Raw genomic sequence first — 15,261 nt, forward strand, 5'->3', positions numbered from 1 at the left:
GTACCACCGCCAACGCGCCCAAGACGCCCTCGGCGGCTTGACGCCCATCGAGTTCGAAGCCAAGCTAGCCAAGCCGCTCACACTCGCGGCCTAAACCGAACCTGTCACCAATTCGTTCCTCACGCCCCACGGATCCTCGGATGCGAACGCTCGTCGCGTTGGTCTATGCGCGAGGTGAATCCACCCACCAACATCGACATGTCAGCATGCTCGCCGGATACGGCGAAGCTCCATACGGGCTCGGGCCTTATGGCGGTGGGTGGCTCTGGCAGCCCTGCCCTACAAAGCGCACTGGCTACGAAGAGAGCCAGCGGTTGTACGACGAGCACGTTGTGTGGCAGCCGTTGATTGCTCCTCTTCGCGATGCACCGCCTCTGATTGCGGAGCTCTACAAGGTTCGATTGTCTGCGTCGTAGTCCGCAGATAGTCCGCAAAAGTGTCAATCACGGCCATTAATACACCGTAAGCCTCATCAAATAAATGCCTGGTCAAGTAGATTATCCATCATCTGCCAACAACCCCCATTACGTGGGAGACTGTGCCAGAACTACCGGTGATTCTCTCTGAGGCCCCGCCTCCGCGGGGCCACAGGTGTATTCACTCGGAGAAGTTCGCTTCTGACGGATCCCCTCTCCTGATAGATGCTCGCGGAGCAAACGCCTCTTCCCGGAGCCCTCGCCTAGGGTGAATCCCATGCACACGCCTCCCGACATGGACGCCGTTCTTGATTGCGTCGCCCGCGACCGCGCCGACGGGCTGATCGGACGCTGGAGTTCGTCGACGGTGATCGATGAGAACGTCGGCGAGGCGGTTGTCGAGTGCGGCGTCTTCGAGCGGATCCACGAAACCGGGGGTGTGAACGCGCGTTTCCCGATCGGGAATGCGGGGCTCATCCACGTGTACGGATACCTGTTCTCGACCGTGTTAACCCCCTACGGATACAAGAGCGAGCGCTGGACCGACGGTGTGCTCGCGGCCGCACTCGGGCGGCCCGCGGGCTATTTCCGACTGGGCGACGGCGACGAGACGCCGCTCGCGCGCGTGCTCGGATCCGCGGAGCCGCTACTACTCGATCCCCCGGCGAACGCACGCGTGGCCGAATGGGATGCCGATGGCGTGCGTCAGCGCGCCATCGTGACCGGCGGCGTGCTCGTGTCGGGGCTCGACGACGGCGAGGGCATGCGTCTGCTCACGATCTTCCCCGTTGCGGACGAGGAAGCGTTCCTCCGCGACTTGGCGACGGAACCACCGCGCCTCCGCTGGAACGCGGCCCTCCCCGCGTGAGCGTGTCCCAGTTCCGGCGGGAATAACCCCGCCATACCCGCACCAAGTGGGACACGGGTCGAAGCGTGTCCCAGTTCCGGCGGGAATAGCCCCGCCATACCCGCACCAAGTGGGACACGCCTCCCGGGTTGCACCAAACGTTAACCTCCCCGTAAACGATCCGTCCATGTAGCCTGCTTACCGTGGACGCATCGTCCATCAGCGAGCGAGGAGACTACGTGACATCGACGATCGTCTTCGACTTTGACGGCACCGTCATCGTCGGCAACGGACCGGTATTGGCCTACGCGCAGGAAATGGCGCGCTACGCGCCAGAGGGATTCCTCGCGCGCGCCGAGGCGACGATCTCCGCGTTCGAATCGGGCGACGTCACGAGCTACCGCGACGGCTACGACGCCGTGGGTACCCTCGCGGCCGAGGCCGGCGTGAGCCCGGCCGAGCGCCAGCTCGCCTACCTTGCGAGCCGCGAGCTCCTCGGATCCGCGCAGCCCGCAGCCCCCGCAACGGGGCTCGCCGACATTCTCACCCGGATCCCCGCGGCGACGCGCGTCGTGCTCGCGACCAACGCCCCCGACGCGGGCGTCGAGGAGGCCCTCGCCGCGTGGGGGATCCGCGAGCACTTCGACGAGCTCATCTTCAACACCGGCAAACCCGCGGGCCTCGCAGCCATCATTCAGCGCGCCCTGAAGGACGGCCCCGTTCTCTCGGTCGGCGACATCGTCGTCAACGATCTCGCGCCGGCGACCGAGCTCGGCGCCGACACGGCGCTCGTCGGAGCGACGGCCGTGACCTCCCCCGCTTCCGTGACCATGCGGGCGACGACGCTCGCCGAGCTCGCGGATCAGATCGTGGCGTGGGCACACGCCGCGGAGTTGTCCACCGCACCCACCCTGTAAAAGATCACCCTGTAGAAAAAGGATGAACCACATGCGCAAGTCCCTCCTCGCCGCGGGCTCCGTCGCGATTCTCGGCCTCGGACTCGGCCTCGCCGGATGCAGCAGCGCCGCCGAAGAGCCCGAATCGATCACCATCTCGCTCGTGCCCTCCGTGCAGGGCGAGGACCTCGCCGAGGCGCTCGATCCGCTGACCGAGTACCTCTCGGACGGCCTCGGCATGGACGTCAAGGGCGTCGTCGCCGACAACTACAACGCCACCGTCGAGGCCCTCGGCGCCGACCAGTCGCAGGTCATCATCAGCGACGCCGGCTCGCTCTACAACGCCATGGGGCAGTACGACGCGAAGCTCATCCTGCGCGACGTCCGCTTCGGCGCCACGAGCTACGCGGCCGTGGCCTACACGAACAACCCCGACAAGTACTGCGACGACGCCCCCGTCATGGCCACCTACGAGGCCGGCCCCGTCGAGCTGTCCTACTGCAACGGACTCGAGGACGGCACTGCCACGGGACAGGGCCCGAAGGGCGTCGAGCACCTCGCCGATGCGAAGGGCGCCAAGGTCGCACTGCAGGCCGCGACGAGCCCCGCCGGATACCAGTACCCGATCGTCGCCTTCCAGGATCAGGGTCTCGACACCGACGCCGACATCGAGCAGATCCCGGTCGAGGGCAACAACAACGCCGTCATCGCCGTCGCGAACGGCGACGCCGAGATCGGCTTCGCCTACTGGGACGCCCGCGTTACCGTCACCGAGGAATTCCCCGACATCGCCGACAAGGCCGTCGCCTTCGCGTACACGGAGATGATCCCGAACGGCGGCGTCGCGGTCAGCGACTCCCTCTCGGACGAGACGGTCGAGAAGCTCACGCAGCTGCTCGACGACTACGCCGACTCCTCCGACGAGGCGAAGGACGTCATGTTCGAGCTCGTCGGCCTCTCCGACTGGACGGCCGACACCGCCGAAGACGAGATCACCCGCTACGGCGAGATCCTCGAGAAGTTCTCCAACTGACGATGACGAACACCGCTCACGCCGCGGGGGCCTCGGCCTCCGCGGCGTGGCCGATCCGTCTCGAGAACGCATCGGTCACGTACCCCAATGGCACCGCCGCGCTGAAGAACGTCACGCTCACGATCGAGCCGGGCGAGATGGTCGCCATCGTCGGTCTCTCCGGATCCGGAAAGTCGACGCTCATCCGCACCGTCAACGGTCTCGTCCCCGTGACGAGCGGATCCGTCACCGTCGGCCCGCACGAGGTCTCCCGCCTGCGCGGCCGCGCGCTGCGCGAGCTGCGCAGCAACGTCGGCATGATCTTCCAGGCCTTCAACCTCGCCGAGCGAGTGAACGTCTACCGCAACACCCTCGTCGGCCGTTTCGCCGGTCAGAACGCGTTCCGCTCCTTCTTCGGCATCGCGTCGCCCGAAGACCGACAGATCGCCCTCGACGCCCTCGACTCCGTCGGCATGCTCGACAAAGTGTGGACGCGCGCCGGATCCCTATCGGGCGGACAGAAGCAGCGCGTCGCGATCGCGCGCGCCCTCTCGCAGGATCCGCGCGTGATGCTCGCCGACGAGCCCGTCGCGAGCCTGGATCCGCCCACCGCGCACGCGGTGATGCACGAACTCACCCGGCTCAACGCCGAACGCGGCCTCACGGTGCTCGTCAACCTGCACCTCATGGATCTCGCGCGCGACTACACGACGCGCATGATCGGCCTGCGCTCCGGCGAGGTCGTCTACGACGGCCCCGCGGCGAGCGCCAGCGACGCCGATTTCGAGCAGATCTACGGCCGCCGGATCCAGCCGCAGGATCGCCTGGGAGCATCGTGACCCTCGTCCTGCCCCCGAAGCCGCGCACGTGGCCGAAGACGCTCGGCATCGCGGCCGCCCTCGCGGTGTTCACGCTGCTCACGTGTCTTCCGGCCATCGGCGGCGTCGAACTCGACTTCGCGGCGATCGCGAAGAACTGGCGCCACGGCGCATCGAAGCTGGCGCAGCTCGCGCAGCCGGACTTCTCGTTCCTGCCGCGGACGTGGATCCCGATGCTCGAAACCATTCAGATGGCGATCATCGGCGCCGCGGCGGCGGCGCTCGTGTCGGTCCCGCTGACGCTGTGGGCGGCACGGCCGAGCAACCCGAACTCCGTCACGCGAGGGATCGTGCGCGCGGTGATCAACGTGATCCGCTCGGTGCCGGACCTCGTCTACGCGACGATCCTCGTCGCCCTCACGGGCGTCGGGGCGCTGCCCGGCCTCATCACGCTGTTCCTCTTCGACCTCGGCGTCGTCGTGAAGCTCGTGTCGGAGGCAATCGACTCCGACAAGCACGCCTACCTCGAAGCGGGGCACGCCGCCGGCGCCACCCAGTTCCAGCTCAACCGCGCTCTCACCCTGCCGCAGTCGCTGCCGCTGTTCGCGAACCAATGGCTGTACGCGCTCGAGCTGAACGTGCGCATCTCGGCGATCCTCGGCATCGTGGGCGCCGGAGGCATCGGTCGCCTGCTCAACGAGCGATTCGGCTTCTACGCCTACGACGACGTGTCGATCATCATCCTCGAGATCCTCGTCGTGGTGATCCTCATCGAAGTGGTCTCCAATCTGTTGCGAAGGAGGCTCGCATGAGCGCGCTGCCCGCTCCCCCGTCCAAGGCAAGGACCACAGTCTGGTCGCTCATTGCGGGGCTCGTCATCCTCGCCTGCCTCGTCTTCCTCGACGTCGACTGGGCCGCCCTGCTGGGCCTACCGCGCTCGACGTGGGAGTACGGCGTGCTGATGTTCTCGGATCCGACGTGGGAGAAGCTGCCCCGCGCTCTCTTCGAGACCTGGCGGTCGATCTCGATGGCCTGGCTCGGCGCGATACTGTGCGTCGCGGCGTCGATCCCGCTCGGCATGCTCGCCGCCCACGGGGTCGGTCCGACGTGGCTGCGGACGATCCTGCGCGGGGTCTTCGCCGTGATCCGCGCCGTGCCCGAGGTGATCATCGCCCTCATCCTGCTCACCGTCACGGGCCTGACCCCCTTCACGGGCGCGCTCGCCCTCGGCATCGCCGGCATCGGCACGCAGGGCAAGTGGGTGTACGAGACGATCGAGTCGCTCAGCGACGACGCGTCGGAGGCCGTCGCGGCAGCGGGCGGCGGGAAGATCGCGGTGCTCCGCTGGGCGCTGTGGCCGGCGGCACTGCCCACGCTGATGTCCTTCGCGCTCTACCGCTTCGAACTCAACATCCGCATGTCGGCGGTGCTCGGACTCGTGGGGGCCGGCGGCATCGGATCCATGCTGTCGAACTACACGAACTTCCGCGAGTGGGGTACCGTCGGGATGCTGCTGATCGTCGTCATCGTCGCCACGATGCTCGTCGACCTCGTCTCGGGTGCCATCCGGCGCCGCATCATGGAAGGATCCCGTGCCCGTGGTCTGGTCCGGAGCCGCTGACGCGCCCCTCACCGCCCGGATCCGCTCGCTCGCCCCGTCGTTGCACGCGGGCGAGCGGCGGGTCGCCGAGTTCGTCGCGGGCGACCTCGCCGGTGCGATCGAGTCGACGGCGCAGGACATCGCCGACGCGGTCGGCGTCGGCCGCGCGACCGTCGTGCGCACGGCGCAGACGCTCGGTTACGACGGATTCCCGCAGCTGCGCGTGGCCGCCGCGCAGGAGCTCTCGCACGCGCCCGCTGCTGCGTCGTCTGACGACAGCCTCGTGGGATCCCTGCGCGCGGCCGCCGAGCGATTCGCCGCCCGCATCGGCGACTCGGTCGCGGCCCTCACTGAGCAGTCGCTGAGCGACGCGATCACGGCGCTCGACGAGGCCGGGCGCGTGCTCATCGTGTCGAACGGTCTCAGCGCGCCGCTCGGGCTCGACCTGCAGATGCGCCTGACGGCCGCCGGCCGGCCGGCCGAGATCCTGCAGGATGCGCTCGCGCAGCGGATCGCCGCGCGCCAGCTGTCCGCGCGCGATCTCTGCGTGATCGTCTCCGGATCCGGCGCCAATGAGTCCTCGCTCGCCGTCGCGCGGGCGGCGCGCGATGCGGGCGCGACGGTGCTCGCGATCACGTCGTTCGCGCGCTCGGCGCTCGTATCGGGATCCGATACCGCCCTCGTCGTGCCGTCCACGTCTGATTCCTTTCAGGACGAGCTCCTGTATGCATCGCGCGTGGCCCTGACTCTCGTCATCGAGAGCCTTGTGGACGCGCTCATCACCCACCGCGGCCCGCGCGGCCGCGACGCCCGCGACGCCGTGCTGCGGGAGCTGGGCACAGCCATCTCGGAGCCCTGACGCGGGTCATTCGCGCAGTACGTGGGACATGGGTGGGGGCGTGTCCCAGTTGAGGAGGGAATAGGAGGGAAATTCCCGCATTAATTGGGACACGGGCCGGGGCATGTCCCAGTTGAGGAGGGAATTGCACGCCCATACCCGCATCAAGTGGGACACGGGTGGGGGTGTGTCCCACTTAACGCGGGAATAGCACCCCCATACCCGCACCAACTGGGACACGCCCCGAGGCATGTCCCACTTAACGCGGGAATACCACCCCCATACCCGCACCAAATGGGACACGCGCCCGCGCCGGGGATCCGCTCAGGCGACGCGTGTAAGCTGGCCCCGAGCGCTTCTTGCGCTCGTCGTCGCGGTTTGCTCGAGCTGAAGCTCGCACCGCTCCCCGTGGCGAATCGGATTCGGCACCCGCCGCGTTCGCCTCCGCCGGCTCATTGTTCCGGCATGCACTGAGAAGAGACAGCTATGTCTGCTGCCCCGTCCTTCGCCGACCTCGGCGTTCCCGCGAACCTCACCGACGCACTCGTCGCCATGGATCGCCCTACCCCCTTCCCCATCCAGGCCGCCACGCTGCCGTCGACCCTCGCCGGCATGGACGTGCTCGGTCGCGGAAAGACCGGATCCGGTAAGACGCTCGCGTTCGCGATCCCGCTCGTCGCCCGCCTCGCGGGCCAGCGCCGCATCCCGGGCGAGCCCACCGGCCTCGTCCTCGCACCGACGCGCGAGCTCGCGACGCAGATCGCCGCCTCGGTCGCCCCGCTCGCGAAGGCGGCCGGTCTCACCGTGACCACCGTCTTCGGCGGCGTCTCGCAGCGTCCGCAGGAGCAGGCGTTCCGCGCCGGAGTCGACATCGTCGTGGCGTGCCCCGGCCGTCTCGAAGACCTCATCAGCCAGAAGATCGTGTCGCTCGGAAACGTGCAGATCACGGTCCTCGACGAGGCCGACCACATGGCCGACCTCGGGTTCCTGCCCGGCGTGACCCGCCTGCTGTCGCAGACCCCGACGCAGGGCCAGCGCATGCTGTTCTCGGCGACGCTCGACAACGGCGTGGACAAGATCGCCAAGCGCTTCCTGTCGAACCCCATCGAGCACTCGATCGACCCGGCGGATTCGCCCGTTCCCGACATGACGCACCACGTCTTCGAGGCCGAGGATCAGGACGCGAAGAAGGACCTCATCAAGCTGCTCGCATCGGGCACCTCGAAGCGGATCCTGTTCTCGCGCACCAAGCACCAGGCCAAGCGCCTCGCCAAGCAGCTGACGGCGGCCGGCATCCCCGCCGTCGACCTGCAGGGAAACCTCTCGCAGAACGCCCGCGACCGTAACCTCGCGGCCCTCTCCGACGGCAGCGTGCGCGTGCTCGTGGCGACCGACGTCGCGGCCCGCGGCGTGCACGTTGACGGCATCGACCTCGTCGTGCACATGGATCCGCCGGCCGACCACAAGGCCTACCTGCACCGCTCGGGCCGCACCGCCCGCGCGGGCGCATCGGGCGATGTCGTTACCCTCATGACGCCCGACCAGCGCCGCGAGGTCAAGGATCTCCTCCGCCGCGCCGGCATCAAGGCGCAGCCGCAGCAGGTGACCGCCTCGAGCCCCTCCGTCGTCGAGCTCGTCGGCGAGATCGCCGAGCACGTCGCACCGCGCCCGGGCGGCCCCGGATCCGGCAACGCCCCCGCGGCCGCGCCGGCCGGCACCTCGCAGGGTGCCAACGCGCAGCGCAAGCGCGCGGCGCGCGAGCAGCGCGAGCGCCAGGGCGGATCCCGCGGCGGCCAGTCCCGCGGCGGCCGCGGCAGCGGATCCGGTGAGTCGCGCGGAGGACGCCCGGCGGGCGCCGGACGCGGCCAGGGCGGCGGACGTCCCGCAGGCCAGGGCGGACGCCCCGCCGGTCAGGGTGGACGTTCCGGCGGCGGCCAGCGCCGCGGAGGCCAGCGCTAACGCCAGCCCGCAGGGCTGGACCCAGCCGTCAGGGTCGCCAGAAAACGCCCGTGCGCAGAGCGCACGACCCGCGTTTTCTGGCGGCCCTTTCCCGTGGATTCTGAGCACCGTCGCCTCGAGCGGGTCGCCCGCTCCCGGCGCGAGCGACACCACGCCGCGTCGCCCGAAGCCACATGTCGCAGATGGCGCGTGCGACATAGGTCGCCCCACAACGTCGGCGCAGCTCGCGCTACCGCCGCGTTGTGTGGCGACCCATGAGGTCGGGGTTACTCGCCGCGGGAGATCTTCACCATCTCGTCGCGCGGGACCACCTTGATGCGGGCGCGGCCGTGGGGCTCGCCGAGCGCGATCTCGTGCTCGTCGAGGCGGTGCCAGCCCTCGAGGTCCGTCCACTTCACACCGCGCTCCGCGAGCAGGGCGGGGATCGCTTCCTCCGAGGGATCCTCGGGGCGCCACCACGACGCCTGGTCGTTGACGAGGTGGGTGACGGTCTCCATCGCGTCGGACTTCGTGTGGCCGATGAGGCCGACCGGTCCGCGCTTGATCCAGCCCGTCGCGTAGACACCGGGCATGATGTCGTTCGAATCCTCCGCGAGCACCTGGCCCTCGTGGTTCGGGATCACGCCGTGGCGGTCGTCGAAGGGCACGCCCGGCAGCGGGGATCCGAAGTAGCCGACCGCGCGGTAGAGCTGCGTCAGCGGCTGCTCGCGCAGCTCGCCCGTGCCGACGACGCCGCCGGCGCCGTCGGCCTTCGTGCGCTCGTAGACGAGGGCGCTCACGCGGCCCTCCTCGTCGGTCTTCACCTCGACGGGCTTGGCCCAGAAATGCAGGTGCAGGCGGCGCGACGCGGTGCCCCCGGCGTTGTTCGCGCTCGGCAGCTCGCGCCACTTCTGCAGCACGCGGTCGATCACCTTGACCTGCTTGTTCGAGGCGATCGCTTCACGCGAGGCCTCGTCGTAGTCGAAGTCTTCGTCGTACACGACCATGTCGACGTCGTTGAGTTCGCCGAGTTCGCGCAGCTCGAGCGGCGTGAACTTCACCTGGGCGGGGCCGCGACGGCCGAAGACGTGCACGTCGGTGACGGGCGACTCCTTGAGCACCCGGTAGACGTTGTCCGGGATCTCGGTCGGGAGCAGGTCGTCGGCGTGCTTGGCGAGCATGCGCGCCGCGTCGAGCGCGACGTTGCCGTTGCCGATCATGCCGACGTGCTGGCCCTCGATCGTCCACTCGCGCGGGACGTCCGGGTGCCCGTCGAACCAGCTGACGAAGTCGGCGGCGCCGAAGGATCCCTTCGCGTCGATCCCCGGGATGTCGAGCGAGGCATCCCGGATCGCGCCGGTCGAGAAGATGACGGCGTTGTAGTGCTTCTTCAGGTCATCGAGGGTGATGTCCTGGCCGAACGTCACGTTGCCGAAGATGCGGATATCGCCTCGGTCGAGCACGTCGCGGAGGGCGTTCACGACGCCCTTGATCCGCGGGTGGTCAGGCGCGACGCCGTATCGCACGAGGCCGTACGGCGCCGGGAGCTGCTCGAACAAGTCGATCGATACCTCGAAGCTGCGCTCGGTGCGCAGCAGAATGTCGGCGGCGTAGATTCCGGCGGGGCCGGCGCCAACAATGGCAAGACGAAGCTTGGTCATATCGCGGATCCTTCTGGTGAGGAGGGGTCAGGCGTCGCGGTCGGCGAGCTGACGGGCGAATCGGGTGAGCGCCTCGCGAACGGTGCCGCGCGGAAGTGCCTTCAGCGCGTCGACGGCCTCGTTCGTCCAGTCGAGCGCGAGCTGGTGCGTGCGCGCCGTGACGGCGTGATCGCGCAACTCGGCGATCTCGCGATCGAGCACGGATGGATCCGCCCCCTGCCGGATCGCCTCCGCGCCCTCGTCGATGCGTCGCGCGAGATCGACATCGGCGGGATCATCGCTCGTCTTCAGGAGCAGGTAGGGCATTGTCACGACTCCGGCGCGCAGGTCGGTTCCCGGCACCTTGCCCGTTGCCTCGGCATTCGCCGACAGGTCGATGACGTCGTCGGCGAGCTGGAACGCCACGCCGACCTTCTCGCCGTACACGCGCAGCGGCTCACGGTATTCGTCCCCGGCCCCCGCGAAGAACGCGCCCGACTGTGCGGCGGCCGCGATGAGGGATCCGGTCTTGTCGGCGAGCACCTGGATGTAGAAATCGATCGGGTCGTCGCCCTCGGCCGGGCCCACGGTCTCGTGGAGCTGTCCCATCACGAGACGCTCGAAGGTTTCCGACTGCAGATCGACCGCGACATCGCCATGGCGACCCATGACACGGCTCGCGCGCGCGAGAAGCAGGTCGCCCGTCAGGATGGCGGTCGAGTTGTCCCACACCCGATGAGCCGCGGGAACGCCGCGACGACGATCCGCGCCATCCATGACGTCGTCGTGGTACAGCGAGCCCAGGTGCATCAGTTCCAGCGCGACGGCGACATCACGCACGGCGGGGGTGATGCCCTCGCCGAGCTGGGCGGTAAGCATCACGAGCATGGGGCGCACACGCTTGCCGCCCGCCTCGTAGAGGTAGCGGCTCATCGCGTCGACCAGGGGATCCGCGGCTCCAAGCTCCTCGGCGATCGCCGCCTCGACGACCTCCAGCGCCTGCTCGATCGTCTCGGCGAGGCGTCGTGCCGCACGCCCGGCGAAAACGCGGTCGCTCAGACCGAAGCGGCTCGCCAGCTGCGTGCCCGGGGAAACGGGGCTCGTACTCACTTCTCCACCCTATCGGCCCCACGAGTGGCCCGGTGCAGGGCCACAATGCCGAACGCGAGGTTGCGGTACTTCGGCTCGGACCAGCCGGTCTCGCGCATCCACGCGGCCAGTTCCCTCTGGTCGGGCCAGGCGCGGATCGACTCGTTCAGGTAGTCGTAGGCCTCACCGTTCGACCCCACGAGGCGCGCGACGCGCGGCAGGACTTTGTCGTTGTAGAAACGGTAGAGGGCGCGGAAGATCCTGTTCGGCGGGGTCGAGAACTCGTTGATCACGATGCGTCCGCCCGGCTTGGTGACACGGTACAGCTCCGCGAGCGCCACCTTGGGCTGCTGCACGTTCCGGAGGCCGTACGACATCGTGACGGCATCGAACTCGCCGTCCGCGAACGGCAGGTTCATCGCGTCGGCCTCGACGAAGCTCAGCCCGCGCACATCGCCGTAGCGCTTCCGGCCCTGCGCCAGCATGCCCGGCGAGAAGTCGGCCGCCACGACCTGTGCCCCGCTGGCGGCGAGCGACGCCGACGAGCGGCACGTACCCGCCGCGAGGTCGAGGATCTTCTCCCCCGGCCGCGGGTCTACGGCACGCGTCGTCGCTCGACGCCACACGGCGTCGAGCCCGAACGTCATCGCGATGTTCGTGAAGTCGTATCGCTTCGCGACGAGATCGAACATGCCGCTGACAGTCTTCGGATCCTTGGCCAGATCGGCCCGCTGCGAGGTCACCCAACGAGTCTACGCGGGGGTAGCTTGAGGTTGGATCCGCCCGCCGGGATCGGCGCGCGCGGGGCCGGTTTTCTCCCGGATCCGCGGGATCCCCGCCGCGCTCGCTCGGCCGCTCGCGCGCCCGAGTCCGCTCGCCCGAGCCCGCGAGATCGCAACCATTTCGCGAGATCGCATCGAAATGGGTGCGATCTCGCGAGAAAGGTGCGATCTCGCGGAGGGGGTGCGAGCGGATCCGCGCGCCGGGGCGTTGCGTGAGGGCGTCGTGTGAGGCCGTTACGCCAGGGCATCGACGATGGGGCGGAACTTGACGCGGGTCTCGAGCAACTCGGCTTCCGGCACGGATCCGGCGACGATGCCGCCGCCCGCGTGCGCCGCGACGGTGCGCGTCGGAGCGTCCCCGACGGGGCCGAACTGGGCGCAACGCAGCGCGATCGCGAATTCGCCGTCGCCGTTGCCATCGATCCAGCCGACGGGCCCGGCGTATCGGCCGCGGTCGAAGGGCTCGATCTCGCGGATCGCCGCAACCGCGCGAGGCGTCGGTGTGCCCGCGACCGCGGCGGTCGGGTGCAGGGCCCGCACGAGATCGAGCGCCGACGCCCCGCCGTCGAGCTGACCCCGGACGTCGGTCGCCAGGTGCCAAAGGTTCGGCAGCTCGAGGGCGAAGGGCTCCGCCGCCTCGAGGGAACTCGTGTGGGGCGCGAGCGCGTCGATCACGCTGTCGACCGCGAAACGGTGCTCGTTGCGATCCTTCTCGCTCGCGCGCAACTCGGCCGTGATGATCTCGTCATCGCTCACGTGGGCGCCGCGCCCGCGCGTGCCGGCGAGGACGCGTGCCGATACCTCGCCGCCCCGCACGGTGACGAGCGTCTCGGGGCTTGCACCGACGATGCCGTCCACGGAGAAGGTCCAGGTGTCGGCGTACTCCTCGGACAGCGCGCGCACGAGACGACGAATGTCCGCGCTCGCGGGAACCGTGCCCACGACGTCGCGGGCGACGACGATCTTCTGCGCCTCGCCGGAGTCGATGATCTCAAGCGCTCGACGCACGGCGGTGTCGTGGGTTTCGGGATCCATCGCGCCCGGCCCGAGCGACGCCGACCACGAGGGTCCGAAGGCGACCGGACGGGGCTCCGCGATATCGTCCGGGCGCTCCATCAAGCGGATCCGTGTCTTCCACGCGCGGCCCGCGCGGATCCCGATCACGGTCGTCGGCACGATCAGCGTCGACGGCGATGTGGAGGCGTCGTCGAAGGCGAGCGCCGCAAAGGCCACGAGCCCCGTGCCCGGAAGCTCGACCTCGTCGTACACGTCTGCGGTCTGGCTGAAGGCGCGCCATAGGTCGGCGATGGCAGCGATGCGCCCGTCCTCGCCCACGTCGATGTGCAGCAGGTCGGGGCCCGCGGCGACCAGGATGTCGCCGTTTCGGGTCCAGACCAGCGGGTTCGCCGGATCCGCGTACTCGAGGGCATCGACGGGGCTGATCTCGCGCGTCGTGGCGACGAGGCGCGGCAATGTGAGCGGTTCGGTCACGGTAACGATCCTATGGATGGGCGGCGTCGCTCCGCCTGGGAGGCGTTCAGCGAATTAGGGTCGAGTAATGAGTACCTCTATCCGCCCCGGAACACGGACGCACATTCATTGGCGAAAATGGGACGGCGCACCGCACTGGGTTCACGAGGTCGTGTACCTGGGTCGCGACGAATGGGGAGCGTGGTTCGGCCAGCGCCCCGGGTGGCGCAGCCATCGCCCCGGTCGTGACACGCTGCTGAAGACCAGCTGCGTGATGCTGCTCCCGGATCCGGAACCCGGCAGCGACCACGGCGCCGAATGGCTGCTGACGGTCAACGCTCCTCCCCAGCGCACGCGCATCTACATCGATGTTGCGTGGGACGTGCGCTGGGACGACGAGTTCCCGACCGCGATCGACATGGACCTCGACGTGGTGCGCCGCACGGATCAGCGCGGCATCTACATCGACGACGAGGACGAGTGGCAGGAGCACCGCGTCGAGTACGGCTATCCCCTGCATGTCGTGAACCGCCTCGAGGCGGTCACGCAGGAGCTGAAGAAGAAGGTGACCGACCGCGTGGCGCCGTTCAACGAGGCCACGACCCGCCCCTGGTTCGACGTCCTCGCTGCCCTCGATCTCTGAGGCGTGTCCCACTTGGTGCGGGAATAGGGGCGCCATTCCCGCCGTAAGTGGGACACGCACCCGAGCATGTCCCACTTAATGCGGGAATAGGGCCTTCATTCGCGCACCAAGTGGGACACGCCTCAGCGGGCGAGGCGCTCGCCCGCGTCGCGGAGCCAGCGGAGCGGATCCGCCAGCGCCGCTTCGGTGGATCCGGCGATCTCGGTGAGCGATTCCGCGGCGGAGAAGCCCGAGGTGTCGGCCTGGATGGCGCCCGCGACGAGCGCCACGGGCACGCCCGCCGCGCGCGCGAGCTGCGCCACGTGGGCCGGCGCCTTGCCCGCCTCCGACTGCCCGTCGTAGCGTCCCTCGCCCGTGACGACCAGGTCGGCGCGGGCGATGTCCGACGCGAGGCCGGTCAGTTCGGCGATCGCGGCGGATCCGGGAACCAGCTGGGCGCCCCAGACGAGCAGCCCGAATCCGGTGCCGCCCGCCGCGCCGGCACCCTCGACATCCGCGAGATCGGCGCGGTCCAGCGCCGCGACCAGCCGGCCGAGGCCGGCGTCGGCGCGCTCCACGCCCTCCTCGTCGAGCCCCTTCTGCGGCCCGAAGATCGCGGCCGCTCCCGTGGATCCGCGCAGGGGGTTCGTCACGTCGCTCAGCACCTGCACGCCACCGGCCGGCAGCGGCTTCAGCGCCGAGAGGTCGGCGCTCACGAGTTCCTCGAGACCGGCGGCACCGGGGGCGACCGAGGCGCCGAAATCGTTGAAGAATCGGGCACCGAGAGCCGTGAGCATCCCGACCCCGCCGTCGGTCGAGGCGCTGGATCCGATGCCGAGCACGAGCTTCGAAACACCCGCGGCGAGCGCGGCGGCGATCGCCTGCCCGAAGCCGAGCGTCGAGGCGTCGAAGGGGCGGCGCTCGTCGCCGAGGAGTTCGATGCCCGAGGTGCTGGCGATCTCGACCACGCCCGTGCCGCCGGGGAGTTCCTCGGTCGCGGGCAGCCTCAGCCACGACGTGGTCACGGCCGTTCCCGCGGGGCCCGTCACGCGCACGGACATCCGCTGGGCGCCCGGCACCGCCTTCTCGAACGCGTCGAGCGTCCCCTCGCCGCCGTCCGCCATGGGCCGGAGCACGAAGCTGTCGGAGGGCGCGGTGCGCACCCAGCCCTCCGCGATCGCGACGGCGGCGTCGGCCGCGGTCGCGGATCCCTTCAGACTGTCGGGTGCGATCACGATGGTGCGGGGCGAGGTCATGGGTCTATCCTGCCGCATCCCGCGGAATGCGCTTACC

At 69.3% G+C, this 15,261-nt stretch carries 14 protein-coding genes; 9 read left to right on the forward strand and 5 right to left on the reverse strand.

Annotated features, from left to right (window positions below):
* Nucleotides 1-693 precede the first annotated feature (693 nt).
* From IEX05_RS13365 to IEX05_RS13400, 8 genes are all read left to right on the forward strand, one after another.
* Nucleotides 694-1,284 (forward strand): amino acid deaminase, encoded by a 591-nt coding sequence (locus IEX05_RS13365; protein WP_188702682.1) that lies wholly within the window; start codon nt 694-696, stop codon nt 1,282-1,284.
* A gap of 218 nt (nt 1,285-1,502) precedes the next feature.
* Nucleotides 1,503-2,180: an HAD family hydrolase gene (locus tag IEX05_RS13370; protein WP_229661321.1), complete on the forward strand. Its 678-nt coding sequence runs from the start codon at nt 1,503-1,505 to the stop codon at nt 2,178-2,180.
* A 31-nt stretch (nt 2,181-2,211) separates the two neighbouring features.
* Nucleotides 2,212-3,192, forward strand: coding sequence for a phosphate/phosphite/phosphonate ABC transporter substrate-binding protein (locus IEX05_RS13375; protein ID WP_188702686.1), 981 nt, complete (start codon nt 2,212-2,214; stop codon nt 3,190-3,192).
* A gap of 2 nt (nt 3,193-3,194) precedes the next feature.
* Complete coding sequence (gene phnC, locus IEX05_RS13380) at nt 3,195-4,010, forward strand: phosphonate ABC transporter ATP-binding protein (protein ID WP_188702688.1); 816 nt, start codon at nt 3,195-3,197, stop codon at nt 4,008-4,010.
* Nucleotides 4,007-4,801 carry a phosphonate ABC transporter, permease protein PhnE gene (gene phnE, locus IEX05_RS13385; RefSeq protein ID WP_229661322.1) on the forward strand — a complete coding sequence of 265 codons (795 nt, stop codon included), beginning with the start codon at nt 4,007-4,009 and terminating at the stop codon, nt 4,799-4,801. The genes phnC and phnE (IEX05_RS13385) overlap by 4 nt, the downstream gene beginning before the upstream one ends.
* On the forward strand, nt 4,798-5,610 hold the full coding sequence (gene phnE, locus IEX05_RS13390; RefSeq protein ID WP_188702690.1) for a phosphonate ABC transporter, permease protein PhnE: 813 nt from the start codon (nt 4,798-4,800) through the stop codon (nt 5,608-5,610). Before phnE (IEX05_RS13385) ends, phnE (IEX05_RS13390) begins: the two co-directional genes overlap by 4 nt.
* On the forward strand, nt 5,588-6,448 hold the full coding sequence (locus tag IEX05_RS13395; RefSeq protein ID WP_188702692.1) for a MurR/RpiR family transcriptional regulator: 861 nt from the start codon (nt 5,588-5,590) through the stop codon (nt 6,446-6,448). Before phnE (IEX05_RS13390) ends, IEX05_RS13395 begins: the two co-directional genes overlap by 23 nt.
* Nucleotides 6,449-6,913: 465 nt before the next feature.
* The gene (locus IEX05_RS13400) at nt 6,914-8,386 is read left to right on the forward strand and encodes a DEAD/DEAH box helicase (protein WP_188702694.1); all 1,473 of its coding nucleotides are present in this window, start codon (nt 6,914-6,916) and stop codon (nt 8,384-8,386) included.
* A 266-nt stretch (nt 8,387-8,652) separates the two neighbouring features.
* Here the strand turns inward: IEX05_RS13400 and IEX05_RS13405 are convergent, their stop codons facing one another.
* From IEX05_RS13405 to IEX05_RS13420, 4 genes are all read right to left on the reverse strand, one after another.
* Nucleotides 8,653-10,026, reverse strand: a complete 1,374-nt coding sequence (locus IEX05_RS13405; RefSeq protein WP_188702696.1) for an FAD-dependent oxidoreductase — start codon at nt 10,024-10,026, stop codon at nt 8,653-8,655.
* Between the two features lie 27 nt (nt 10,027-10,053).
* The gene (locus IEX05_RS13410) at nt 10,054-11,115 is read right to left on the reverse strand and encodes a polyprenyl synthetase family protein (RefSeq protein ID WP_188702698.1); all 1,062 of its coding nucleotides are present in this window, start codon (nt 11,113-11,115) and stop codon (nt 10,054-10,056) included.
* Complete coding sequence (locus IEX05_RS13415; protein WP_188702700.1) at nt 11,112-11,837, reverse strand: class I SAM-dependent methyltransferase; 726 nt, start codon at nt 11,835-11,837, stop codon at nt 11,112-11,114. Before IEX05_RS13415 ends, IEX05_RS13410 begins: the two co-directional genes overlap by 4 nt.
* A gap of 273 nt (nt 11,838-12,110) precedes the next feature.
* Entirely contained in the window at nt 12,111-13,367 is a 1,257-nt protein-coding gene (locus IEX05_RS13420) for an isochorismate synthase (RefSeq protein WP_229661323.1), read from the reverse strand.
* Between the two features lie 67 nt (nt 13,368-13,434).
* On the opposite strand from IEX05_RS13420, the gene IEX05_RS13425 reads away from it, so the two are divergent.
* Entirely contained in the window at nt 13,435-13,989 is a 555-nt protein-coding gene (locus IEX05_RS13425) for a DUF402 domain-containing protein (RefSeq protein ID WP_188702702.1), read from the forward strand.
* Nucleotides 13,990-14,111: 122 nt separating this feature from the next.
* Here IEX05_RS13425 and IEX05_RS13430 read toward each other — a convergent pair whose 3' ends face one another.
* Complete coding sequence (locus IEX05_RS13430) at nt 14,112-15,224, reverse strand: glycerate kinase (protein ID WP_188702704.1); 1,113 nt, start codon at nt 15,222-15,224, stop codon at nt 14,112-14,114.
* Between the last annotated feature and the right edge of the window lie 37 nt (nt 15,225-15,261).

The organism is Microbacterium nanhaiense (assembly GCF_014646015.1).
GTDB classification, from domain to species: domain Bacteria; phylum Actinomycetota; class Actinomycetes; order Actinomycetales; family Microbacteriaceae; genus Microbacterium; species Microbacterium nanhaiense.